Source organism: Thiohalocapsa marina (genome assembly GCF_008632335.1).
Lineage (GTDB): Bacteria > Pseudomonadota > Gammaproteobacteria > Chromatiales > Chromatiaceae > Thiohalocapsa > Thiohalocapsa marina.
Window position 1 is genome coordinate 10,652 of the sequence record NZ_VWXX01000026.1, and the last position, 23,343, is coordinate 33,994.

Annotated in this window: 26 protein-coding genes; all 26 read left to right on the forward strand. The window is 54.1% G+C overall.

Going from position 1 to position 23,343, the window contains the following annotated elements; translation table 11 throughout:
- The first annotated feature begins 11 nt into the window (after positions 1-11).
- The 26 genes from F2Q65_RS14015 (at position 12) to F2Q65_RS14140 (ending at position 23,334) form a co-directional block, all read left to right on the forward strand.
- The gene (locus tag F2Q65_RS14015; RefSeq protein ID WP_246156231.1) at positions 12-1,121 is read left to right on the forward strand and encodes a nucleotidyltransferase family protein; all 1,110 of its coding nucleotides are present in this window, start codon (positions 12-14) and stop codon (positions 1,119-1,121) included.
- A complete protein-coding gene (locus tag F2Q65_RS14020; RefSeq protein WP_150094035.1) occupies positions 1,118-2,116 on the forward strand; it encodes a Gfo/Idh/MocA family protein in 999 nt (332 codons plus the stop codon). Before F2Q65_RS14015 ends, F2Q65_RS14020 begins: the two co-directional genes overlap by 4 nt.
- Positions 2,113-2,826: an acylneuraminate cytidylyltransferase family protein gene (locus tag F2Q65_RS14025; protein ID WP_150094036.1), complete on the forward strand. Its 714-nt coding sequence runs from the start codon at positions 2,113-2,115 to the stop codon at positions 2,824-2,826. Before F2Q65_RS14020 ends, F2Q65_RS14025 begins: the two co-directional genes overlap by 4 nt.
- Complete coding sequence (locus tag F2Q65_RS14030; protein WP_150094037.1) at positions 2,813-3,571, forward strand: oxidoreductase; 759 nt, start codon at positions 2,813-2,815, stop codon at positions 3,569-3,571. Before F2Q65_RS14025 ends, F2Q65_RS14030 begins: the two co-directional genes overlap by 14 nt.
- Positions 3,568-4,194: an LbetaH domain-containing protein gene (locus tag F2Q65_RS14035; RefSeq protein WP_150094038.1), complete on the forward strand. Its 627-nt coding sequence runs from the start codon at positions 3,568-3,570 to the stop codon at positions 4,192-4,194. Before F2Q65_RS14030 ends, F2Q65_RS14035 begins: the two co-directional genes overlap by 4 nt.
- Positions 4,191-5,183: an NAD-dependent 4,6-dehydratase LegB gene (locus tag F2Q65_RS14040; RefSeq protein WP_150094039.1), complete on the forward strand. Its 993-nt coding sequence runs from the start codon at positions 4,191-4,193 to the stop codon at positions 5,181-5,183. The genes F2Q65_RS14035 and F2Q65_RS14040 overlap by 4 nt, the downstream gene beginning before the upstream one ends.
- On the forward strand, positions 5,180-6,337 hold the full coding sequence (locus F2Q65_RS14045; RefSeq protein ID WP_150094040.1) for a LegC family aminotransferase: 1,158 nt from the start codon (positions 5,180-5,182) through the stop codon (positions 6,335-6,337). The genes F2Q65_RS14040 and F2Q65_RS14045 overlap by 4 nt, the downstream gene beginning before the upstream one ends.
- Positions 6,338-6,403: 66 nt before the next feature.
- A complete protein-coding gene (locus tag F2Q65_RS14050) occupies positions 6,404-7,204 on the forward strand; it encodes a TIGR04255 family protein (protein ID WP_150094041.1) in 801 nt (266 codons plus the stop codon).
- Positions 7,204-7,791, forward strand: coding sequence for a hypothetical protein (locus F2Q65_RS14055; RefSeq protein WP_150094042.1), 588 nt, complete (start codon positions 7,204-7,206; stop codon positions 7,789-7,791). The genes F2Q65_RS14050 and F2Q65_RS14055 overlap by 1 nt, the downstream gene beginning before the upstream one ends.
- 15 nt (positions 7,792-7,806) lie before the next feature.
- A complete protein-coding gene (locus F2Q65_RS14060) occupies positions 7,807-8,259 on the forward strand; it encodes a hypothetical protein (protein ID WP_150094043.1) in 453 nt (150 codons plus the stop codon).
- Positions 8,260-8,503: 244 nt separating this feature from the next.
- Positions 8,504-9,220, forward strand: coding sequence for an SDR family NAD(P)-dependent oxidoreductase (locus F2Q65_RS14065; RefSeq protein ID WP_170265721.1), 717 nt, complete (start codon positions 8,504-8,506; stop codon positions 9,218-9,220).
- The gene (locus F2Q65_RS14070; protein WP_150094045.1) at positions 9,217-9,858 is read left to right on the forward strand and encodes an acetyltransferase; all 642 of its coding nucleotides are present in this window, start codon (positions 9,217-9,219) and stop codon (positions 9,856-9,858) included. The genes F2Q65_RS14065 and F2Q65_RS14070 overlap by 4 nt, the downstream gene beginning before the upstream one ends.
- Before the next feature lies 1 nt (position 9,859).
- Positions 9,860-10,864: an N-acetylneuraminate synthase gene (neuB, locus tag F2Q65_RS14075; protein ID WP_150094046.1), complete on the forward strand. Its 1,005-nt coding sequence runs from the start codon at positions 9,860-9,862 to the stop codon at positions 10,862-10,864.
- 132 nt (positions 10,865-10,996) lie between these two features.
- Positions 10,997-11,284, forward strand: a complete 288-nt coding sequence (locus F2Q65_RS14080; protein ID WP_246156232.1) for a nucleotidyltransferase family protein — start codon at positions 10,997-10,999, stop codon at positions 11,282-11,284.
- Positions 11,285-11,365: 81 nt separating this feature from the next.
- The gene (locus F2Q65_RS14085) at positions 11,366-11,674 is read left to right on the forward strand and encodes a HEPN domain-containing protein (RefSeq protein ID WP_211354045.1); all 309 of its coding nucleotides are present in this window, start codon (positions 11,366-11,368) and stop codon (positions 11,672-11,674) included.
- Positions 11,675-11,728: 54 nt separating this feature from the next.
- On the forward strand, positions 11,729-12,910 hold the full coding sequence (gene neuC, locus F2Q65_RS14090) for a UDP-N-acetylglucosamine 2-epimerase (protein WP_246156233.1): 1,182 nt from the start codon (positions 11,729-11,731) through the stop codon (positions 12,908-12,910).
- Positions 12,911-13,071: 161 nt separating this feature from the next.
- Entirely contained in the window at positions 13,072-13,518 is a 447-nt protein-coding gene (locus tag F2Q65_RS14095) for a hypothetical protein (protein ID WP_150094047.1), read from the forward strand.
- A 255-nt stretch (positions 13,519-13,773) separates the two neighbouring features.
- Entirely contained in the window at positions 13,774-14,271 is a 498-nt protein-coding gene (locus F2Q65_RS14100; protein WP_150094048.1) for a hypothetical protein, read from the forward strand.
- A 16-nt stretch (positions 14,272-14,287) separates the two neighbouring features.
- Complete coding sequence (locus tag F2Q65_RS14105) at positions 14,288-14,587, forward strand: hypothetical protein (protein WP_150094049.1); 300 nt, start codon at positions 14,288-14,290, stop codon at positions 14,585-14,587.
- 149 nt (positions 14,588-14,736) lie between these two features.
- Positions 14,737-15,843: a putative nucleotide-diphospho-sugar transferase gene (locus F2Q65_RS14110; protein ID WP_170265722.1), complete on the forward strand. Its 1,107-nt coding sequence runs from the start codon at positions 14,737-14,739 to the stop codon at positions 15,841-15,843.
- A gap of 490 nt (positions 15,844-16,333) precedes the next feature.
- Positions 16,334-17,071 (forward strand): lipid II:glycine glycyltransferase FemX, encoded by a 738-nt coding sequence (locus F2Q65_RS14115; protein ID WP_170265724.1) that lies wholly within the window; start codon positions 16,334-16,336, stop codon positions 17,069-17,071.
- Positions 17,072-17,177: 106 nt separating this feature from the next.
- The gene (locus F2Q65_RS14120; protein ID WP_150094052.1) at positions 17,178-18,485 is read left to right on the forward strand and encodes a polysialyltransferase family glycosyltransferase; all 1,308 of its coding nucleotides are present in this window, start codon (positions 17,178-17,180) and stop codon (positions 18,483-18,485) included.
- A gap of 169 nt (positions 18,486-18,654) precedes the next feature.
- Positions 18,655-19,812 carry a glycosyltransferase family 4 protein gene (locus F2Q65_RS14125; protein ID WP_170265726.1) on the forward strand — a complete coding sequence of 386 codons (1,158 nt, stop codon included), beginning with the start codon at positions 18,655-18,657 and terminating at the stop codon, positions 19,810-19,812.
- Between the two features lie 8 nt (positions 19,813-19,820).
- On the forward strand, positions 19,821-20,483 hold the full coding sequence (locus F2Q65_RS14130) for a sulfotransferase family 2 domain-containing protein (protein ID WP_170265729.1): 663 nt from the start codon (positions 19,821-19,823) through the stop codon (positions 20,481-20,483).
- A 288-nt stretch (positions 20,484-20,771) separates the two neighbouring features.
- Entirely contained in the window at positions 20,772-22,070 is a 1,299-nt protein-coding gene (locus F2Q65_RS14135; RefSeq protein ID WP_170265734.1) for a transposase, read from the forward strand.
- A gap of 46 nt (positions 22,071-22,116) precedes the next feature.
- Positions 22,117-23,334 carry a glycosyltransferase family 4 protein gene (locus F2Q65_RS14140; protein ID WP_150094056.1) on the forward strand — a complete coding sequence of 406 codons (1,218 nt, stop codon included), beginning with the start codon at positions 22,117-22,119 and terminating at the stop codon, positions 23,332-23,334.
- Positions 23,335-23,343: the final 9 nt, after the last annotated feature.

Genomic DNA, 23,343 nt, shown 5'->3' on the forward strand with positions numbered 1-23,343 from the left:
GTTGGGTTGGAATGCGCAGGCTCGGCTGCCGGTATTTCGGCGGCGCAAATCATGAAATTGCAGAGTCAATCGTTCCTATGAAGTCCGGGTCTGTCATCGCACTTGAACTGACGCCCAAGTCAGGGTTACGCGAGGCCATCGCCGTTATCGATCGAGAAGCCGTGCAGATTGCCTTGGTCACCGATGAGCAACACCGCTTATTGGGTACCATCACGGATGGCGATATCCGGCGGGCATTGTTGCGCGGCGAGGATCTCGACACACCGGTAGAACGCATCATGTTCCGCAATTTTCGCTCGTTGCCGGCGACAGCGACCGATATGGAAGCACTGACCTTGATGCGTAAAGCGTCATTGCATCAGATCCCGGCGCTGGACGAGCAAGGACGTGTGACTCGCCTGTTCAGGCTTGATGAACTGATCAAACCCAAGACCCTTTCCAACCCCGTCGTCATCATGGCCGGTGGCGAGGGCAAGCGTCTGCGGCCACTGACACAGGATTGCCCCAAGCCCATGTTGCGCGTCGGCGGCAAGCCGCTGCTGGAAATCATTCTTGAGCAATGCATCGAGGCCGGTTTTCGGGAGTTTTATCTTGCCGTTAATTATCTGAAAGAGCAGATTCAAGACTATTTCCAGGACGGGGCGCACTGGGAAGCACGGATTCGGTACCTGGAAGAGGACAAGCCACTGGGCACGGCCGGCGCTCTGAGCCTTCTCCCCCAATCGCCAACCGAACCACTGCTGGTGCTCAATGGTGACGTGCTGACGCGAGTCGATTTCAAGCACCTGTTGCGGTTCCATGCAGAGCACGAGGCAGCAGCAACCCTCTGCGTGCGCGAGCACACCACGCAGATTCCCTATGGCGTCGTGCGCCTGGATGATCTGCGCGTGCTCACACTCGAGGAAAAGCCGGTGCTCAGCCACTACGTCAATGCTGGCATCTATCTGCTCGATCCGGAGTTGCTGAAACTGATCCCGAACGACTGTTTCTTCGACATGCCGCAACTGCTCGATCAGGCCGTTCGGGCGCAGCATCGCGTCAGCGCATTCCCCATCCATGAGTACTGGTTGGACGTGGGCTTGCCAGAGACGCTCGAGCGGGCGCATGGAGAGTGGCAGTGAACTCGCGGAGCGTCAGACGCGTCGCGCTCGTTGGCTTGGGCAGCATCGGTCGGCGCCATCTTCGGCTGCTGAAGCAGTTGCGTCCTGACATCGACGTCATCCTGGTGCGCTCCGGTCACGGCGGACGCTGGCCCGAGGAGGCACTCGCTGCGGAGTCCGTCACCTCGATAGACGAAGCCATGGCCATGGGCATCGATGCAGCGATCATTGCCAGTCCTGCCCCCTATCATGTCCCGCAGGCGCTTGAATTGTTGCGTACTGGCATCCCGTTGCTGATCGAAAAGCCCTTGTCGCACAATCTGGAGGGCGTGGCAGAACTGGCGGAATTGGCCGAACAACGACAGGTCCCTGTGCTGGTCGGCTACGTCCTGCGCCACTCGCCAGACTTGCGCTGGTTTCATCAGCAACTGCGCGAAGAGCGGGTAGGGAGGCTTGTTGGAGTCACCATTGACTGCGGCTCCTACCTACCCGACTGGCGCCCCGAGCAGGATTACCGCAAGACGGCATCAGCACGTGCCGAATTGGGGGGCGGTGTGCTGCTGGAACTGAGTCATGAGTTGGATTACGCCCACTGGTTGTTTGGTCCATTCGACAGCATTGACGCCTCGCTGACGAACAGCGGCACACTGGGTATAGCAGTCGAAGATACCGCTGACTTAATGCTAACCACCCGGGCAGGCTTGACCGTCACCATTCATCTGGATTTCCTTCGGCGAGAGGCAATCAGGCAGTGCATCGCGCATGGTGCGGATGGTGATCTTGTCTGGGATGGTGTCAAGAAGACCGTTCGCTTGCAGCATGTGTGTGAAGAATCCGTGCAGTGGCCGTTCGAGCTGGAGCGGGATGCCATGTTCAGAACGCAACTCATGCATTTTCTCGCTTGTATCGAGCAAGATGATGCACCCAAGGTCACACTCGCCGACGGGATCGCTGCGCTGACCCTGGTCGAAGCCGCAAGACAATCACAACGACAAGGCCGCGTTATCAATTTATGAGAACCTTTGCCTTCGTGTTCGCACGCGGCGGCTCCAAGGGCGTGCCTGGCAAAAACATCCGGCCACTCGCCGACAAGCCGCTGCTCGGCCACGCACTCAGCATCGCCAAGCAGATTCCGGAGATCGAACAGCGTTTTGTCTCCACTGATGCCGCCGAAATTGCAGCGGTTGCCGAAGACTATGGTGCCACCGTCATTATGCGACCGTCGGAAATCGCCCAAGACGACAGTCCCGAATGGCTTGCTTGGCAGCATGCGGTCGAGTGGGTTCGAAAAACGGTGGGTGACTTCGATGGCTTTGTCAGCCTGCCGGCAACGGCACCCATGCGCCTAGCGCAAGACATCCGAGCATGCATGGCGGCACTGGATGCCGATACCGACGCGGTCGTCACCATGACGCCGGCCGCCCGTAGCCCCTGGTTCAACATGGTGAAGGCGAATGCTGAAGGCCAACTCAGTGTCCTGGTGAATAGTGGGGGCCGAATCGTGCGGCGCCAGGACGCGCCTCAGGCCTTCGATCTGACGACGCTCGCCTATGTCATGCGGCCAGAATTCATCATGTCCCATGACAGCCTCTGGCAGGGTCGCGTACGAGGCGTTGTGGTTCCACAAGAACGCGCCATCGATATCGACACGGAATTCGACTTCAAGGTTGCCGAGTTTTTGATGCGAGAGCGCGTCACGCTGGAGAAGATGCATGCTGAAAGATAAAGTCGTCCTGATCACGGGCGCGGCTGGGAGGATTGGCGCGAGTGCTGCGCGCGGTGTCATCGCGCACGGCGGATCAGTCGCGCTTGTTGATGTCAACGCGGAAGGGCTCGATGCACTGCAAGCAGATTTGCCGGCCGAGTGTGTCCTGTCTTCGCTTGCCGATGCGGGGCAGCCCGAGGAAGCGGATCGATGCATTGCCGAGGCCGTCGCGCGGTTTGGCAGGGTGGACGCAGCCATTCATTCAGCGTATCCACGCTCAAAGGGTTGGGGAACGGCGTTTGAAGACCTTCAGCCAGAATTTCTGTCGGAAGATCTGTCCAGACATCTCGGTGGCGCTATCCTGTTCTCGCAGCGGATGCTGCGTCATTTCAAGCAACAAGGGCATGGCAACCTGATTCATGTCTCTTCGATCCAGGGTGTTGCGGCACCTAAGTTCGAGCACTATGCAGGCACAAAGATGGTCTCGCCAATCGAGTACAGCGCCATCAAGGCCGGGCTGATCGCGATGACCCGCTATTTGGCCAAGTACTACAAGGGTAACCACATTCGGGTGAATTGCATCAGTCCGGGTGGCATTCTCGATAATCAGCCGAAAACATTCCTGGATCAATACCGGGCTTCCTGTAATGACAAAGGGATGCTTGAGAGCGAGGATGTCGTAGGTACGCTCCTTTTTCTTATCTCGGAGCACTCGAGATTTATTACGGGGCAGAACATCATTGTTGATGATGGGTGGTCATTGTGAAACGGGCTGAATTCAGCGAGATACTGCTGGCCAGGCTTGGTTCTGAGGTTGAACTTGATGAAGAAGAAGTAATGCTGCTTGAGCAGGTTAAAGTTAATGCTTTTGAGTGTTTTCTCGAAAATCATAACTCTATTAATAATAAATATAGCGACATATCTGTTTATAATGTTGATCAGTGCATCCATTTTTTCATATTTTTGCAGAAGCTTCTGTTTCAAGAAGGGTTTGTGAGCCTTGCTGAAAAAATTTATTACTTTACCAGGTTGAAGTTCAACATTGACATATACCCGTCAAGACGCCTTCCCCAGCATTTTTTGTTTGTGCATCCTCTCGGTTCTATTCTCGGGAATGCAAGCTATGGTGATTGGCTTGTTATTTATCAAGGGGTTACAGTTGGCGGCAACCCAAATTTAGAATACCCCTCGCTCGGGGGGGGGTGCATTCTGTATGCTGGCAGTAAGGTAATCGGACGTTCCGTGGTTGGAAAAAATTGTATTGTAGGAGCAGGCGTAATTCTCAATAATGTAGAAATACCTGATAACACGATCGTTTATTTAGATGGCCGCCAAATCCGCAGAAGCAAGTCGAATTCTAGAGAAAATCGCAGCAGGTATTTTAAATGATTCTTGTCACCGGCGCCGACGGCTTCATTGGCTCACACCTGACCGAAGCACTTGTCCGAGCGGGGCATGATGTCAAGGCCTTCGTCCTTTACAATTCCTTCAACAGCTGGGGCTGGCTCGATCATTGTGCCGATGATGTCCGCGGCCACTTCGAGGTCTTTGCCGGCGACATCCGCGACCCCCACGGTGTGCGCACCGCAATGGCCGGCTGTGATGCCGTGCTCCATCTGGCCGCACTGATCGCGATTCCTTATTCCTATCACTCACCGGACACCTACGTTGATACCAACATCAAAGGGACCTTGAATGTGGTGCAGGCAGCGCGGGATCTGGGTGTCCGCAAAGTCGTGCATACCTCAACAAGCGAGGTCTATGGCACCGCGCGCTTCGTGCCCATTACCGAGGCTCACCCGCTGCAGGGTCAGTCGCCTTATTCCGCCAGCAAGATCGGCGCCGACCAGATTGCCCAATCGTTCTACCTGTCCTTCGGCACACCGGTCGTTACGCTGCGCCCGTTCAACACCTACGGCCCCCGGCAGTCGGCGCGCGCGGTCATTCCGACCATCATCACCCAGATCGCCAGCGGCCAGCGGCGGATCAAGCTGGGCGCCGTGCATCCGACACGCGACTTCAACTTCGTCGCCGACACAGTACAAGGCTTCATCAAGGCACTGGAGGGCGACGCCGGCATCGGCGAGGTCATCAACCTCGGCAGCAATTTCGAGATCAGCATCGGCGACACCGCCCGCACCATCGCCGAGGTGATGGATGCCAACATCGAGATCCTGACCGACGAGCAACGCCTGCGCCCGGACAAGAGCGAGGTCGAGCGGCTCTGGGCGGATAACACCAGGGCGCGCGAACTGCTCGGCTGGACGCCCAACTATGGCGGCCTGGACGGCTTTCGCCGCGGGCTGGCGAAGACGGCGCAGTGGTTCGCGAATCCAGCCAATCTCGGGCGCTACAAGGTAGATCAGTACAATCTATGAGCCCACTGCCCGCCGCCATCGTGGATGCCTTGCGGACGGTACTGGGCGATGGTCCGGCACCTTTGCACGAGCCGCGCTTTCAAGGCAACGAACAGCGCTATGTGCAGGACTGCATCGCCTCCACCTTCGTCTCCTCGGTCGGCGCCTATGTCGATCGCTTCGAGCAGCAACTGGCTGACTACACTGGCGCACGGCGCGCGGTTGCGGTGGTCAATGGCACGGCAGCCCTGCAGGTTGCGCTGCGACTGGCCGGTGTGCAATCCGGCGACGAGGTCCTCATACCCGCCCTCAGCTTTGTGGCGACCGCGAATGCCGTCCACTACCTCGGTGCGGTGCCGCACTTTGCTGATAGCGCTGAAGCGACCTTGGGGCTTGATCCCGCACCCTTGCGTGACTGGCTGAAGGGCATCGCGGAACCTGCTGGCGGTGGCTATCGTCACCGCCACACAGGTCGACGCCTAAGCGCGCTGGTGCCGATGCATACCTTCGGTCACCCGTGCGACCTGGATGGACTGCTGTCGCTTGCCCATGACTACCGGCTGACCCTGGTCGAGGACGCCGCCGAATCCCTCGGCAGCCGCTATCATGGCCGCCACACTGGCACCTTCGGCCGCCTGGGCATCCTGAGCTTCAACGGCAACAAGACCATCACCACGGGTGGGGGTGGCGCCATCCTGACGGACGATGAACGCCTTGCCGACCACGCCAAGCACCTGACGACTACGGCCAAGCGCCAGCACCGCTGGGAATATGTGCATGACGAGATCGGCTACAATTTCCGCATGCCCAACCTCAATGCCGCACTCGGCTGCGCTCAGTTGGAGCAGTTGCCCGACTTCCTGGCCTCCAAGCGCCGTCTGACTGTGCGCTATCTGGACGCCTTCGCGCGCCTGGAGTCGGTGCGACTGATACAGGAACCGCCGGGCTGTGAGAGCAACTATTGGCTGCAGACGCTGATTCTGGACGAGGCGGTGGCCGATCAGCGCGATGCGGTTCTGACAGTCACCAACGACGCCGGCCTCATGACCCGCCCAGCCTGGACGCTGATGCATCGTCTAGCACCCTATCGTGACTGCCCGCGCGCGCCACTGCCGGTCGCGGAGTCGTTGGTGCGCCGGATCATCAATCTCCCGAGCAGCGCGGGGTTGGCGTAAAATGAGACGAGTTCGGTGCCTGGTTGGACTGGCGAGTGTCCATGAGTCCATGTCGAGGCCGATGCAATGACAACAGTCTTTCGGAATCCGCCGCTGATCGAGATGATCGCGGAATTGCGCTGGTCCGGACGGGCACAGGCCGGCATTCCGGTCATCCCGCCCGGGGCGAACGGTCCCGCTGAAGACATGTTTCTGCAGTGGACTGCCCGCATGGGTGCGTTGGGCTACGAGCATGTCGAGCGCTTGGTGCCGCCTGGATTCCCGTTGCCGCTGGATGCGCCGACGTTACGGGTCAAGCAAAAATCCGGCGCGCCTCAGAATACCCTGTTTCAACTCGGGCCACGGCTCTTCACGGCCAACGCGACCCCACCGTATCTCTCCTGGACGGAGTTCGCGCCAACGGCTCGCAAGGGCGTCGAGGCCCTGTTGGCGGTCAGGCCCGAACCTGAGGCGACCGCCCCCGTCCAGGTGGCCCTGCGCTACATCGACGCCTTCCGCGAGCCATTGCTCGATGGGCAAACGCCGATGCGGTTTCTTCGGACAACCCTTGGGGTGGCGGTCGGCATCCCGCCCGCCATTACTCGGCATGCCAAGCCAACCGCAGAACCGGGTACGCTGGTGCAGCTTAGCGTGCCCCTCGCCGATGGGACGATGCGGATTCAATTCGCGGAAGGGCTTGCGGGCGATGAGGCGGCGCTGATCATGGACATGAGAGTCTCTCAAACCGAATCAGTCGAGCCAGACGCGGAGGCCATCATGCGCGCGCTTGGCCGAGCGCGCTCGATAACCCATGCGGTGTTCATGGAACTTTCCGTGCCAATTGCGGACCTGATGCAGCCGCAAGCGTACGAACAGGAGGAAAAGTGATGAATCATCCAGTGAGCAGACCCGCGGTGCAGGAATTCGCGTCCTCCGGCTGCGCCTGGCTAGCCTATGCTGAGCCGGACCGAACGATCGCGGGCTTTGCCGAAGCGCGGTTACGTCAGGTCGCCACTCCCGCCCAGCTGCGGTGGACCGCGAGCGCTGGTCAGACCTACCTACTGCTCGACCCCCAACCGATCACACGTCGCGATCGAACCGCTTCGCACCAGCTTCTGGAGCGCGCCGCCGCGAAAACCGCTGCTAAACTCGGGGCACAGGCCGCGCGGCGACTGCAGCGACTCGCGACCTACCCCGATGGCTGGGATCAGGGTCAGGGGCGCGCACTGGCCGATGACAGCCTGCTGGGACTGGAGCGCTTGCTGGACCTTGCCGACTGGTCGGGCCTGGACGTTGCGCTCTTCTTGTCCCGAGATGGACAGGTACTGGTCAATTGGCCAGACGCACAGGGCGAAGTCGTGGAACTGGAGATCGCAAGGGACCACTTTACCTGCTTCATGGCATCGACCGGAGATGAGATCGAGCTGCCGATTGAAGCGAGGGCGGTATCGGATGTGCTCGCCCGGTCGCGTTGAAGAATCCGCGCCGGCATGACGGATGCTGAAGACAACCCAGTAGATCCGCGGCTAGCGCGTCCACGGGTAGCCGATAAGGAACTGGTTTTACGCGCCCTGCACGAGCCCTTTTGGGATGCCGAAAAGCAGCGCGCCACGCCGAGCGCCTTTGGCAATGGCAACTGCTTCTCGCTGAGCCGCCCAGCGGTGTTGCCCGAGGCAGCGATCGTCGAACGCTGGCGCGCAGACTTGGAACGACCTGACAGGCGCTTGGAGGCCTTGGCCGAAGCGCGTGTTGCCGATATCCTGGCCTGCTCGCCGCCTGAAGACGCGCAGTCGCTGCGACTGAACGTCTTTGCTGATCCGACCGACCAGAATCCTGCCCATGCCGAACTGGTTGGCTCCGACCAAGCAGGCACCCGATTGCGCAAGATCACGCGCGGCGTCGGCAGCCAGATCCTCAAGCAATGCCGCTTCAGGACACTATGACCGACCAAGCCCGCTTGTTGACTCCTATGACAGCGGTGAGGGCATTGCCTCTTGGGATTTGCCTGCGCACGCTGCTGCCTGAAGCGGCGTCGCTGGCACGGCGGATCATCAATCTGCCGACTAGCGCGGGGTTGTTATGAACCCCTCCCTTTATGGGCGTTGCGATTATGGGAAATACCGCTCTATAGAAAATATCGCCATAGTTTCTCGTAGGAAACATTGAACGCGAATGTTGGTAAGGATTATGTCTAAAGAACAAAAGATCGTTGTCGTAACTGGTTCTGCTTCTGGCATTGGCTTAGGTTTGTGTAACAGATTGATTTCTGAAGGCAGCTATCTTACTTATGGCATTGACAAGCAAAACCACCCAGGAGTTATAAAATCGGAAGACTATGAGCATATCGTTACAGACCTAAGGGATTTTTCGCAAACATTAAGTCGCATCACTGAGAGCGGAGTTTTGAAAGAACGAGTATTTGCGCTCGTAAATGCAGCAGGTGTAATGCCAAGCATGTTGGTACCCGCAATGGATCCCGACGTTGCTACAGATGCATTTAAGGTGAATTGTGTGGCTCCTGTTTATCTAAGCAAATTGATGCTGAAAGCACTAGCCCGAAGCAAGGGGTCGTCGATTATTAATATAACTAGCATAGCTGCAGATATAGACATACCCGGCGAAACTATTTATTGCGCTTCTAAATCAGCCTTAACGCATGTTACGCAATCAATGGCAAAAGAGCTAGCTCGCTTCAAGATCAAGGTCAATAGCATTGCTCCGGCGCTAATAGCAACTAATATGACCGCGCATCTGTCCGAAGCGCAAAAGGCGTACATGCTCCAAAAACAGGTCTTAAACAAAGAAATCACGGTAGATGATGTAGTAGAAATCATCATTAATGTTATGAATACCTCTGACTTGGTAACAGGTTCTACGTTCTACGTCGGAGGCGTAGTAAAGTGAACATTAATGAGCGATCGATAGATAGATTTATTATTGGTTCATCCGGCTTCGCAGCTGAAATTTTTAGTTGGTTGTCTTCTTCTGTAGACATTTCATCAGTGAGTTTTGTTGTTGGGGACCGAGAGCCATTACTTTCGCCTGTGGCAGAAATATCTTGTTGCAGAGATTCTGATCTTGTTGGCCGATCAGGGTTTGCCTACATGGCAATTGGCAATTCCGAGTTAAGACAAAAAATAGTAGCCAACCTAAAGAAAAAGTCTCGTTTGGAGTTCCCAAACTTAATTCATAATTCTGCAATTGTTGATCGCGCAGCAGTCCTAGGCGAGGGGAACTTGATCTTGCCTAATGCAATTGTATGTCCTATGGCAAAAATAGGTTCCTTTTCGATATTGAACTTATTTGCTTCCTTAGGTCACGAGGCAAAGATCGAAGACTTCGTTACTCTTTCCCCTTATGCCACACTCAACGGTAAGGCTGAGTGTAAGAGTTTCTCATTCCTTGGTACTCACTCAACGGTGGCTCCTGGCGTTACTATAGGTGAATCTGCCACCTTATCAGCTAACAGCTTTGCTAACAAAAATGTTCCGAACAAAGCACTAGCTTATGGTGTGCCAGCAAAAATCGTAGAAAGGAAATAAAATGCTATCAACCCTAATAATAGCAGAGGCTGGCGTAAACCATAATGGGCAGATGGATCTTGCTTCGGAACTGATATCACAAGCCGCGAAAGCGGGTGCTCAACTTGTAAAATTCCAAACTTTTCGGACTGAACTTTGTTTAGCTCGGCATGCCCCAAAAGCTAGATATCAAGTCGACTCCACCGTTTCTGATGAGTCACAGTACGAAATGGTGAAGAAACTCGAGTTGAGCGATAACGACCATGAGTATCTGGTTAAAGAATGTGAAAAGGTTGGCATCGGCTTCTTCTCCACCGGCTTTGACATTCCAAGCCTGGACTATCTCGCTTCGCTCGGCGCCGAGCGCTTCAAGATCCCCTCCGGCGAGATCACCAACCTGCCGTATCTGCGCCATGTCGGCGCCTTCGGTAAGCCCGTGATCCTTTCCACCGGCATGGCCACGCTTGGTGAGATCGAGGCCGCGCTCGACGCCCTGGAGACCGCCGGCACCCCGCGCGCGCGCATCACCGTGCTGCACTGCAATACGGAATACCCCACGCCCATGCCGGACGTGAACCTGCGCGCCATGTGCAGCATCCGCGAGGCCTTCAAGGTCGCCGTCGGCTACTCCGACCACACCCCCGGCATCGAGGTCCCCATCGCCGCCGTGGCCTTGGGCGCGACCGTGATCGAAAAGCACCTGACCCTCGATCGCAACCTGCCCGGCCCCGACCACAAGGCCAGCCTGGAGCCCGACGAGTTCACCGCCATGGTGCGCGCCATCCGCAACATCGAGCAGGCGCTCGGCGACGGCATCAAGCGCCTGAGCCCGAGCGAGGCCAAGAACAAGCCCATCGCCCGCAAGTCCCTGGTTGCCGCAAAGCCGATCCGCGCCGGCGAGCCCTTCACGCCGGAAAACGTCACCGCCAAGCGCCCTGGTACCGGCCTCTCGCCGATGCGCTGGGATGAAGTGATGGGGCGGGTTGCCGGGCGGGACTACACGCTTGATGAGTTGATCGAGCTTTGAGGTAAAGACACATGAGAGGCGAAATTTGCACAACGTTTTCCAGACGAAAGTCTTAAAGTAGGATACCAGCTTGATTCAACTGAAGAATAGATGATGATGTCCCACCAAACGGGCCCTGAAGCCATACCATCCGTGTTCGCACTTGAAGTCCGCAAGAGGCTGGGTGCGCACCTGAAGGAACTGCGACTATTTGGCTCGCGTGCGCGAGGCGACGCTCATGTGAATTCCGACTATGACATGTTGGTGATCGTTGATACGCGCTCCCCGGAAATCCTCGCGGCAATTCTCGACATCGAAGTGGACTTGATTGATCGCTACGAGGCCTTGGTAACATCCATTGTCAGGAGCGAAGCCGAGTGGGAGCAGCGGCAAGGTACACCGCTGGCCCTCAACATCGAGCGTGAGGGACGGCTGTTGTGATGCCACAAATCGATGCCGTACTGCATAAAGCCGCGGAAAAGCTTCGCGTCGCGGAAATGCTCGCTGCAAAAGGTGCCTGGGATGACGCGGCATCGCGCGCCTACTACGCATGCCTTTCATGCCATTAGCGCCTTGCATCTTTCGCAAGGCAATGCATTTTCTTCTCACGCTCAGTCGATTGGAAGATTCAATAAGGATTTTGTGCGGACAGGCATTTTTCCTATCGAGTTCACCGCAATCCTGACGCGACTGTTCGAGGACCGACAAAGTGGCGATTACGATTTGATCGGGTTGGTGAGTGCAGAAGACGCCAACAGAGATGTCGAGGATGCGAGACGCATGCTTGAAGCAATTGAACGTTATTTTCAATCCCAGACTCAGACCGAATGATGCCTGCTGAAAATATCAGTTGTGATGGATTAGCGATAGCCTCTCCCGCTATCGTTGTCACTGACCCTGATGCAGCCTAAACGTATCTGCGTCGTCACCGGCACCCGCGCCGAATATGGTCTGCTGCGCTGGGTGATGGAAGGCATCCGCCAGTCGCCCGTGCTGGAGCTGCAGCTCATCGCCACCGGCATGCATCTCTCACCCGAGTTTGGCCTCACGGTGGAGGCGATCGAGGCTGACGGCTTCCAGGTCGACCGCAAGGTTGAGATGCTGCTCAGCTCCGACACAGCCGTCGGCGTGACCAAGTCCATGGGCCTGGGGATGATCGGCTTCGCCGACGCCCTTGCCCAACTACAGCCCGACCTGCTCCTGGTGCTGGGCGATCGCTATGAGATCTTCGCTGCGGCCGCCGCGGGCATGATCGCGCGCCTCCCCATCGCCCATTTGCATGGTGGCGAAACGACAGAGGGCGCCTTCGACGAAGCCATCCGGCATAGCATCACCAAGATGTCGCATCTGCATTTCGTCGCCGCCGAGGAATACCGCCAGCGGGTCATTCAACTGGGCGAGCAACCAGAGCGCGTCTTTCTGGTCGGCGGGTTGGGTATCGACAACATCTTGCGTCTGAAGCTGCTGACACGCGAAGCACTGGAGACCGCGCTGGATTTCAAGCTGGCGCCGCGCAATCTGTTGATCACCTTTCATCCGGTGACGCTGGAGCACAATACCAGTGCCGCGCAGATGGATGAACTCCTCGCGGCACTGGCGGAACTGGACGATACCGGCCTGATCTTCACCATGCCCAATGCGGACACCGAGGGAAGGGTGCTTTTCCGTCAGATCCAGGATTTCTGCGTGCGTCACCCAAATGCACGGGCCTACACCTCACTGGGTCAGTTGCGGTATCTCTCCTGTATTCAGCATGTCGATGGCGTGGTGGGTAATTCCTCCAGTGGCCTGGCCGAGGTGCCGAGCTTCAGGAAAGGCACCGTCAATATCGGCGATCGCCAGCGTGGGCGTTTGCGAGCCGAAAGCGTGATCGACTGTGCGCCGGAACGTGCCGCGATAGGCAATGCACTCGCCCGCCTGTTCTCAAACTCATTTCAGGCGCAACTGCCAGGGGTGCAAAATCCCTATGGCAATGGGGGTGCTAGTGAAGCCATCGTCAAGGTGTTGGAGCAACGGTCCTTTGGAAGCCTGTTAAAAAAACAGTTTTACGATCTGCCTGCGCAATGAGAATTCTGTTTATCGGTGCCATCGAGTTTTCTGCGCGAGCGTTACGCGAGCTTATCGCTATGCAGGTCGATGTCAGCGGTTTCATGGAGTGGAACCTGGAACTGATGCGACTATATGCATCGGACCCGCGCGACGAATAACGCCCAAATTCGGTAACCCTCATGATCACGCTACACACAATGCAGATCGATAAAGACGATCACCTCTGCCTGGATCCTGATCAGATTGGCTTGCAACCGGGGCTGTACGCTCGACTATTTGGCCGTCGCTTTGGTGCTGATGACCGCGGACAGCCTTGGCGGCGGGGTATCGTACGGGTGTCGTATCGTCGCCCTGGCGAAGCGACGCGATCGGTTCGCCTGCTGTTCCGTGGGGTGAGCATCGAGGGCTTGACGCAAAACCAATGCCTGCTTCCAGGTCGGGCCTGCCAGCAGTTGGGTCTGGGCAATGAAAGCGCTGAGATCCACGTCTCCGTGGAGCCGAGGGCTTGGTCTCGGTTTTGGTTTTATTGGAGTCATCCCGTTGATGCTACTCGGGTAGCATTCAAGCTAGGTGCTGTGGCGATCGGTATTGCATTGATGCCGATAATTATTCCAATCATTCTGTAGCGTTAACCCAAGTTGTCAGGCGCACTACATCTACATACTTTTTTGAAACGTGGCGGTGTGAATTCATTGGATGCGGACTAGGCGGCAAATCATTTGTCGAACTATCGATCTTTCGATGAATTCGTACATGAGGGCCTACGGGCTGACGGCATCTATGATTGGGTTCATTTCAGGCCGCAGACAGATTTCATTGCTGATGCAAATGAAAACTTTATAATAGCTTAACTATACAGATAATGAAAGAAGGCTTGTGGTATGCATTTGAAGAATTTAATAAAGTTTTTTGGTGGAAATAGCGTATTGGGTTTTTTGCGAAAAAAATTTCAAAGCCCTTATGTCCCTGTTTCGAAGTTTTTGGGTGATTTTCAATTTGAATCTTCTTGCGTGAAAGATATTAAAGATGACATACGGAAAAAGTATCTTTATGATGGTGATTTGTTAGAAATATTCATATCAGGAAATTCAGGTGCTATTAATAAGTGGCATCACTACATACCGGTGTATGATCGTTATTTATCAAGGTTTACAGGTAAATCTCCTCGGGTGCTAGAGTTGGGTGTCGCCAACGGCGGCGGGTTACAAATGTGGAGACGATACTTCGGCGAATCGGCGGTGATTTTTGGAGTTGATATTAGTCCTGAGTGTGCTTCTTTTGATGGTATGTCAGCTAGTGTAAGGATTGGCTCCCAAGCTGATGAAAAATTTTTGCGTGCTGTTGTGGATGAAATGGGGGGGGGTGGACATTATTATTGATGACGGAAGTCACAATATGAAGCACATTCGGAAATCGTTAGAGACCCTATTCCCGTTGCTGAGCAAAAATGGAGTTTACCTAGTTGAAGATTTGCATACAGCTTACTGGCCACCTTATGCAGGTGGTTATCACTCATCTAAAAATCTCTTTCGCTATACCTTGCAGCTGATCCACGATATGCACCACTGGTACCACGGTAAAGCAAAGATACACCCTGAGATCAGCTCATATTGCGATGGTATACATGTCCATGATTCACTGCTCATTATAGAGAAAGGTGAAGGGCATAAGCCGGTTTATTCACGTATAGGTTGAGCTTCCAGTTAGAATATCGGGAAATTAGCCTTCTGGGGACCGGTTCGTCGAACTGATCTTGCCCAGCAACAGTGGACACTGGATTAAGCCGCATTCCGAGTTGGCCCTGAATATAACTAAAATTCACTCATGCCAGAACAAAAATGTTCATGAAAATGAAAAAACTCGTACGACTTGCTCTCTCGAAATATCAAAAAATTCGTGCAAAAGCTGCTTTCCGAAAACAGAATTTGAAGTCGGGTGTCATGGCCTTTCAACGAGCTCTGGATTTGGATGACAATGCTCGGCTATCCATGCTAAATCGTATCCTACCGAATTCTTGGGGGAGGGTAGATGCAAAATTGATAGAGCCTCTGAAGGAAACCTACTTGAAGGAGGGTGAGGCCTATTTGGCCGCCGGTGAAGATGATGTGGCTGGCGAAAAGCTGGCTGCAGCTATTGTATTATCTAATGAATTTTCAGAGCAACGTGATTTTGAGAAGTTAATTTCGCCTATCATATGTGATGATCACTTGATAGTGACCCAGGTGGCATATAATTACTTCCCAATTTTCGAGATCTGGCATAGAAATATGCTCCGTCTGGGCATAGAAAATATTCTGCTGATTGCGCTGGATCCGCTTACAGCGGAACGTGCGCGGTTGATGGGTATTCGATACTGGTATCTTCCGATTTTTGCTTTTCAGAAGAGTGCGCGCCGCCTGATCTGGACTGAAACATTAAAAGTGCGGCGAAAAGTGCTTGATGCAGGAGTGAGTTATTTGCATAGCGATGCTGATGCGATTTGGCTCAAAGATGTTAGGCAAATTGTGTTATCACAAGACGCGGACTTTGTCACATCAATTGCCGATGGCGCACCCAAGAATGCATTGGATAGATGGGGTTTTGTAATGTGCCTCGGGTTCTATTTATGCCGATCAAATACCCGAACAAAGGGAGTCTATGATCAATACATCAAGATGTGTGATCATCTTGGTCACGACCAGAATTCTCTGAACCAGATCTTTCTTGATGCCGGATTCAATTGGGTGCCTGACAAAAACGGGTACAAACATGGCAGTGGTCCGGGCATTGATGTGTCGGCGACCATTTTGCCGGAAAGAATCGTATCGCGGCCGAGAACGCTGCATGAAAAAATTGATACAGGTGTCTTGCATCCAGTGCTGTCCGCTCGAACAATTAGAGAAAAAATTGAAATTCTGGATAACTTCGGAATTGATGTGGGCAAAAGCAGAGAAATGGCGGCAAAAAAATAGTCAATGTCGCTGGAATTGTGATTTGTTGGGTTAGCAAACTTGGGCGAACTGGCCAAGTGCGAATGCGATTGAATTGCCGAAGCAGATCCAGGATCTTTGCTGGGGCGAGACCGCAAGGCGCCGTTGGTTCGCACAGCGTTGGCAACAGCCGCTTGAAGCCTATGTTCGGTCACCGCTGCGTCGCATACAGTGCAGACTTGGCGCATCTGTGCATGACCTCATCAAGCGCTAGAAAGATATGTTTGGCATTAGTTCAGATTTGAGTACTCATCCTCGTCGTTGGGATGATCTATTGCCGAGGCTTTATGGTCATCCATTGCAGTCTAGGTTGTGGGGAGATGCATTGTCACATCATACTCACGGCCGCGAGAGTTTGTACTTACACGACACACGTGAAGCAGGACCAGACTGGATCGCTCGGGTTGAAGAGCGGCGATTGTTTGGTGTGGGGAAAGTTGCCTGGATCCCGCGTGGACCGGTTTTACAGTCGGTGGAAGAGTTGGAGGCCGCTTTAGACGAGCTGCGCGACGTGCTTGGGCAGCGTGGGTTTTGCCTGATGGCCATGTCACCCTGGTTCGAGAAATCTTCCGCTTATCTGGCGCACTTGAGACGAGCGGGTGCGGTCTTAAGTGCTTCGCGACACCGCACGATCTGGATTGATCTGACTCAGGGTCGTGACGCGCTGTGGCAGCGCCTTGACAAGCAATGGCGCTATGGGGTTGGCCGTGCTCTGCGTGTGGGCGTTAGCGTAGACACCGAGTCTGATACAGAGACGGTGAACGCATTCTTTGACCTTTGCAAGCGAGTGAGCGAAGCGAAGAGATTTCGTTTGCCCGCATCTTCTGGCCAGATGCTTGCGTTGCTTCAGGGTGGGTTGGAGGGTGCGGTTGAAGCCCGGCTTTTCATTGCGCGATTCCGGGGTACGCCTGCCGCTGGTGTCTTCGTTTTGCGGTGCGGTACGACTATGCACTATCTTTGGGGAGCGGCTGACCGTGCCTTCTCCAAGCAGCGCGTTGGAGAGGCGGTGCAATGGGCGGCGGTCGAATGGGCCTTGTCACAAGGCTGTCGGCTTTACGATTTGGAAGGTATCGATCCAGAGCGTAATCCCGGAACCTATCAGTTCAAGAAGAAGATGGGGGGACGGGAGGTCGATCTGCCGGGCGAGATCTATGTACCCATGGGCCTTAGAGGACGCGTGATCGCGAACGTGTTAAGACGCCGCTGCTAAGCTGAACATCAGCCATCGCCTTTAGCATATATAAGGGAACCTCGGCGTCGTGTGTATCCTTTTCACAAAGGATGCTGTGGCAGTTTTTCACTGATGATGAGATCGCATGTATAAGGAGTCAATGGTCAAACGACTATCAAAGTTAGTTCAATGGGCGCAAACACTGCCAAACGACATCCGTTGGGCATTCGCTGATTCGGCGCTATACCAGTCGATCGACCATGGAAAGCGGATAACACGAGGGTCTCGAGGGCGCATCCTTAGCTTTATTCTACGAGCCTCGCAGAAGGTTAAGATCGAATGGTTGGCAATATTAGGGGTTGCTTTTTATGAAGCCGCTAAGATGTGGCGTGCATATCAGAAGCCCGACACATATTGCTCTAAAGATGTTGAGCCGCATATTTTTGTTGGCTTTGGTGCAGGGATGGAAGAGGAGTTATTCAGAATTTTTGCAGAAGATAGAAGGGGGGTTTTTCGCGCGGATCAACAGCGACTTGAAAGCTTTAATGTTGATCACGAGATGCGCCTCAAAGACGTATTTCGAACAGTGCTTCAGTCATTGGGACGCCTCAAGAATGAGTGGCCGACGCTGCCGCTAGACGCCCATGAATACCGCGTGGAGTTTTTAACTCATCTTACTATGCGGGTAGCGCGATATTGTTTCTTCAGGACGTGGTTTGAGTGCTATACCAAGGCTTTGGGGCGAGCGCCCGAGGTATGTCTTATCAGCCCTGACACCCTTGCATTCGCCGCCGTCGATGCGGGAGTGATATCTGATTTCTATCAACATGGGCTGATGCGTCTAAGCGGGGTTTTTCCGGATTTTACCAGGGTCCGTGCACTGACAGCAGACGAAGCCTCATATCTACAAAAGGCATTGCCGCGATCGGTTATACGGTCAGCACTGCCTATCGCGAAGCCAATTGAAAATACTCGTGATCGTGTCGTCTTAGTGGCGTCAATCTACGGGTCTGTCTCGCAAATGAACATTGTGATTCCTTTTCTTGAGTGGGCTGATGCTGCTGGAATGACAATTCTCGTGAGACGTCACCCAAAAGAACAAAGCGATTACTGGTCGTCGTTGTCACCAAGATTTCGGCTGACGATCGATGATCGCAATGAACCCATTGCCAAAGTTTTCACAAGAGTTCGACCGGCAATCGTTGTTTCATGGTTCTCAACCGCAATGGTGGATGCACTGAATTATGGCTTGATTCCCGTGATGCTGGTTCCTAACGACGATGACGCAGTGCGCGACTTGATCTACCCGCTAGTAACACGGACGTTAAACTGGCCAAATGACAAGGTGCAAATTGACAAAGCTTTGAGATCATCGGCAGCGCGGGGCGCCATTATTCGCACGCTGAAAGCCCAAGGCAATCAAAGTCACCCGCAAACACTATTCAGTTATTGAGAAACCCCCTATGGTCAGGATTCTGATACCTAGAACGGTTGACGTTTGGGCTAATAACGCGCAAAACTTAAATGCGAAAAGCATGATATCTCGCTGGAGAAGCAAAAATGTCCATATAACGGTATGTTATCATGACGATCCTCTATTTAGGCCATCGACGCGTCTTCGGTTGGTCAAGCTGTGGCCGTGGCGCTTCTGGCGATTGAGACTGTTTTTAGCATACATCAAGAAGTATGACCTGATCTTTTATCCCGGTGTCGATGTGGCGGATTACTGGGGTATTAAATTTACGAAACTGTTTCGTAAGCGAACAAAAATTGTGGCGACGCTTGAAGGTTTAGTAGGAGATGCGTCAAGGGATATGGAATATACGGCTGTCGCCGGACATCCTGTAACTTGTCATAAGGTTCCAAAACAAATCCTTCGTCGTGTTGACTATGTATTAACCGCCGCCGATCAGATTATTGCCATTAGCTCGTTTTTGGCAAAAATAGGACGTTCCCGCTATGGCGATAAGACCAATGCACTACAACTTGGATACGATGGCTCTATATTTTTTCATGTCGGCGATGAAGATCGCGAGAGCTTTTACACAGAGGCTGCTGGCCATCCAGTCTACTGCCAGCGGGTGTCGCCTAAAACATTGCGACGGGTGGACGGAATCCTGCACGCGGCCGATCATGTCATTGCCATCAGTCCTTTTCTGGCGCGTATGGGGAGCTTGCGTTATGGCGACAAGTTCTCGGTTCTGCCGCTCGGTGTCGACACGGCCAACTATCGTCCATCGACAAGCGAAAGGTGCGATCACCGGCCTGTGGTCGTGACGGCGGGTACCGTTTATCCCGGAAAACGCCCGGACACATTCTTGCAGTTGGCGCAAAAATTCCCTGAAGCAGCATTCCGTTGGTTTGGGGCAGGTGACATGCTCGAGCAAATGAGAGCTAAGGTAAGGGAACTGGGGCTGCATAATCTCCACTTCGCAGGCCCGCTTTCGCCGCAGGCGCTGGCTGAAGAGTTTCGCAAGGCAGATATTTTTGTCTTGCCATCCAAGTCAGAAGGTGTTCCCAAGGTCACCCAAGAGGCAGCTGCTTGTGGTCTGCCGGTGGTTCTGTTCGGCTTTTATGAGGCTCCCTCTGTTGTTGATGGAGAAAACGGTTATGTCGTCTGGAACGACGAGGAATTGATGGATCGGTTGATTAACTTGCTAGGGGATGTCGAATTGCGCCGGCGCATGGGTGATAAGGGAGTAGCGATGGCGCAGGACTGGGAGTGGAGTAGCCTTTCGCAGAAATGGGAAAGAGGTGTTCTTTCGCATATTGGAGCGTAGGCAAGTCTATGAAGATGGCAAGTCGGTTGATTCGTGAGAGCGAAATGTGGCTTCGCTACCGATTGATGGATATTCGCGGCCGAGGGGTCTATGCGCATCATGCGAATGCCTGTCAATGCATCTTTATTCACATTCCAAAGGCGGCTGGCAGCAGTATTTCTCAAACCTTGTTCCAACAGCCGTCAAGACATGTACCTTATTTTGAGTATGAGAGAGCAAGCCCACGGAAATTTCGCAAGTTTTTCAAGTTTACATTTGTTCGCAACCCTTGGGATCGCCTGGTGTCAACATACTTTTTTTTAAAACGTGGCGGGGTTAATCAATTAGATGCGAATTGGGCAGTAGATCATCTGTCGGATTATCAAAATTTCGAAGAATTTGTGCATGATGGCCTGCGGACTGACAGCGTTCGCGAATGGATTCATTTCAGGCCACAGACATATTTTATTGCTGATGCGGAAGGTGACATCAAAGTTGACTTCATTGGGCGATTTGAGAAAATTGAGCGTGATTTCTGTCTGATCGAAAAAAAGCTTGGGTGTGAGCATGAGTTACGTAAGATGAACGTAGGGCAGCACGCGCATTATCGAGACTACTATACAAAAGAAACAAAAAAAATTGTATATGATTTTTATGAGCGGGATATCGAATTGTTGCAATATTTATTTTAGCGCGGGTCATGCCTCATCCTATAGGAAGCCAACGGTATCCGGGTCAACGACCAACACTAAGCTGTTTTGTCGCATCCTCAACAACGGCATTGGGGCTGCAGAGTGCCTCTCATCACATTGGAATCGATTTCGGCACCAAAGCGTTAACGTGGTTTCCGGGGTTGTGAAGCGCCCACATGGCTTGGTTTTTCAATATTGATTTAGCGCAAGAGAATAACATTGATCGCTTGACTTGATGGCCTGGATGGGGCGCCGTTTTCATAGGCCTACTCAATGATAAATGCGATCATGCTCAATAAAAACCGACTCACCAGCCTCATGCACACCCTCACCAATAACACCGTTTTTGGCGATCTGCTCTCGCCGGTGCAACGCGCACTCACCCGCATCCGGCCATCGACGGCCTTTGGGCGCGTGCTCAGCATGGAGGCCTTCATCAGCCTCGGCGTGTTGCGCCACCTGCAGGGCACGCAGGTCCTGCGCGAGCAGGTTCAGCAAACCTTGCACCTGGATATCGAAGCCGTCGATCGCCCACCACTGGCCCGATCCACCTGGTCCGACGCCCCCGCCTCTCGCGAACGCCAAGCGCAACTGCGGCAGGTGGTCGGCGCCTTGCGTCTGCAGGCCGCACAGACACTGCCCGATCGCCTGGCCCAAATCCCCGGCCTCGGTGATCGACCCGTGCGCGCCGTCGATGGGGTCTATCAACCCGAGAGCGCCCATTTCCGGCGGTGCATCCCGCGCGATGGTGGCGAGGACAATCCCAAGGGGCACTTGCTGCTGGCGTTCCAGAATCTGCGCATCGGGGTCATCGACGATGTCATCACCGACACGCGTAGCCAGCACGAACTGACGTGCTTGCGCGCCTACGAGGAACGTCCTGACGCCCTTACGCGCGAACGGCGAACGCTCTGGGTTGCCGATCGCGGCTTTATCGCCGCCGCTTTCTGGGATGCCAAGAAGCGCGCCCTCGGCGCGACCCTGATCACGCGCATGAAATCCAATCTCGTCATCGATTCCACCGAGGGTCGTCCGATCGAGCCGGATCCCATCAACGACGTCGTCGAGCAGGATCTCGCCATCTCTCTCACCAGTTCCAAGGCGCTTTGGCGCCGAATCCGCTATCGCACCCCGGCAGGCGAACGGATCGAACTGCTGACCAATGATTTCAGCCTGCAGCCGGGGGTGGTCGCCTTCCTCTATGGCCGGCGATGGGAACAGGAAAAATCGCATGATCAGTGGAAGAACGATTTCGCCGCCGGCAAGGCCTGGGGCAAGTCGCCGGTCGCGATCGCCAATCAGGCGGATCTGGCAATCATCACCACGCTGCTGGTGCGTCTGCTGCTGGCTCGCCGCCTGGACAGCGATGAGGATCAAAAAGTCCTGAAGAAACAGGACCGTCGGCAACAGAAGCTGGCTGACCACAAGGTCGGTACGCAGCGCCCGGATTGGAGTGGCGCAATCTACCGTCATACCTCCAAACTGAGCCGTCAGGTGCTTCGGTTCTTCAAACTCGCTTTTCTCAAACCAGCATCTGCTGCGCTTTACCAGCGCCAGTTGAAGCCATTATTGCAGGCTTACCTGTGAGAGCGGGTCGGACACCGTTGATTCTATTTGCTGATAGGTGAATGTTGTGAAAATTTATCTTGGCTTTAACGCGATCATGCAAGATGGTATGGGGACGGCGGCGTTGTCGTTGTTGAAGGCGTTGAGGCAGACCGGCTTGCAGGTGCAGCCAGTACACCCGTGGCGTCAGATCGCTGTACCGGAGTATTATGAATTCGATCCTCTCTTCATTACTGAAGATCAAGAAGAGCCCCCGCTAGAAGTGACTTTTAGGGGCATGGTGGAGGCGATTAACAGTGACCCTGACTGTGCCGTCTTTTCGCATTTCGGGTCACCGAACTGGGCGGCCATCGTACCCTATCTCCGTAAGGATATTCGTGTTGTCGTCTCAGTCCATAGCGTGACACCCTCAGCCCTAAAGATCGCCTTAGCCAATCAACAGCGCGTGAGTCGATTTGTCGCGGTAAGCTGGCAGGTGGAAAATCGGCTTAGAAAAAAGATCGCGGCTAAGGATCATTGGAAGATCTCGCTGGTGACGAATGCGATTGATGTAGACCTTTTTAAGGTTAAGACCACGTTTACAAATCCGCAAGATAAAATCAAAATCGTTTATATCGGTCGAGTCGAAGACTATACCAAGGGTGCTGATAAGATTCCAAAAATAGCAAGCCAAATTAAGGCCGCGGGTTTTGATTTTGTTTGGGACGTTTATGGCTATTTTCATTGGGGCTATGAAACTCGTTTTTATGATCAACTCAAGGCGTCTGCAGTTGATGAAGTGATCCATTATAAAGGGTGCGTGAGCCCCGCGGAGATTCCGGACTTACTTAGTCAATACGATATCATGGTAATGCCGTCGAACCACGAAGGTTTCGGGCTTTCGCTGGTCGAGGCGATGGCCGTGGGCTTAACTTGTGTTGTTTCTAGGTTGCCGGATGTCACGGACCGGATCATTCAGTCTTCAGTGAATGGTTTTCTGGTTAATAAGAGGGACATTAATGGATTTGCCGGAATGATAATTCAGGCTGGCCAAGACTTGGCATTAAGGAAATCGATTGCACGGGCCGCTCGGGAAAGCGTCGCACAGCACTACTCTTTAAGAAACCATGGTGAGCGTTATCGTCGGGTTTTCGAAGAGGCGGTCAGGGATAATTCTTACCTGGGCTGCTTTCCTTTACGCGCACTTGCTGACATATCAAATGCGACCCCGAAGGCCGTCAAGTCGCATATTCTGGCCAGGCTTATCCCCGGACCTGTTAAGCGAATTCTCAAGCGATTTCTGTGACAAGCCCGC

What these genes read in the sequence shown, in the direction of transcription:
- F2Q65_RS14025 (WP_150094036.1), top strand. Translation starts at nt 2,113, where the DNA reads ATGAGAACCTTTGCCTTCGTGTTCGCACGCGGCGGCTCCAAGGGCGTG.
- neuB (WP_150094046.1), top strand. Translation starts at nt 9,860, where the DNA reads ATGCTATCAACCCTAATAATAGCAGAGGCTGGCGTAAACCATAATGGG.
- F2Q65_RS14015 (WP_246156231.1), top strand. Translation starts at nt 12, where the DNA reads ATGCGCAGGCTCGGCTGCCGGTATTTCGGCGGCGCAAATCATGAAATT.
- F2Q65_RS14030 (WP_150094037.1), top strand. Translation starts at nt 2,813, where the DNA reads ATGCTGAAAGATAAAGTCGTCCTGATCACGGGCGCGGCTGGGAGGATT.
- F2Q65_RS14130 (WP_170265729.1), top strand. Translation starts at nt 19,821, where the DNA reads ATGAAGATGGCAAGTCGGTTGATTCGTGAGAGCGAAATGTGGCTTCGC.
- F2Q65_RS14060 (WP_150094043.1), top strand. Translation starts at nt 7,807, where the DNA reads ATGACGGATGCTGAAGACAACCCAGTAGATCCGCGGCTAGCGCGTCCA.
- F2Q65_RS14040 (WP_150094039.1), top strand. Translation starts at nt 4,191, where the DNA reads ATGATTCTTGTCACCGGCGCCGACGGCTTCATTGGCTCACACCTGACC.
- F2Q65_RS14135 (WP_170265734.1), top strand. Translation starts at nt 20,772, where the DNA reads ATGCTCAATAAAAACCGACTCACCAGCCTCATGCACACCCTCACCAAT.
- F2Q65_RS14095 (WP_150094047.1), top strand. Translation starts at nt 13,072, where the DNA reads ATGATCACGCTACACACAATGCAGATCGATAAAGACGATCACCTCTGC.
- F2Q65_RS14085 (WP_211354045.1), top strand. Translation starts at nt 11,366, where the DNA reads ATGACGCGGCATCGCGCGCCTACTACGCATGCCTTTCATGCCATTAGC.
- F2Q65_RS14050 (WP_150094041.1), top strand. Translation starts at nt 6,404, where the DNA reads ATGACAACAGTCTTTCGGAATCCGCCGCTGATCGAGATGATCGCGGAA.
- F2Q65_RS14055 (WP_150094042.1), top strand. Translation starts at nt 7,204, where the DNA reads ATGAATCATCCAGTGAGCAGACCCGCGGTGCAGGAATTCGCGTCCTCC.
- F2Q65_RS14110 (WP_170265722.1), top strand. Translation starts at nt 14,737, where the DNA reads ATGAAAATGAAAAAACTCGTACGACTTGCTCTCTCGAAATATCAAAAA.
- F2Q65_RS14105 (WP_150094049.1), top strand. Translation starts at nt 14,288, where the DNA reads ATGAAGCACATTCGGAAATCGTTAGAGACCCTATTCCCGTTGCTGAGC.
- F2Q65_RS14045 (WP_150094040.1), top strand. Translation starts at nt 5,180, where the DNA reads ATGAGCCCACTGCCCGCCGCCATCGTGGATGCCTTGCGGACGGTACTG.
- F2Q65_RS14100 (WP_150094048.1), top strand. Translation starts at nt 13,774, where the DNA reads ATGCATTTGAAGAATTTAATAAAGTTTTTTGGTGGAAATAGCGTATTG.
- F2Q65_RS14065 (WP_170265721.1), top strand. Translation starts at nt 8,504, where the DNA reads ATGTCTAAAGAACAAAAGATCGTTGTCGTAACTGGTTCTGCTTCTGGC.
- F2Q65_RS14120 (WP_150094052.1), top strand. Translation starts at nt 17,178, where the DNA reads ATGTATAAGGAGTCAATGGTCAAACGACTATCAAAGTTAGTTCAATGG.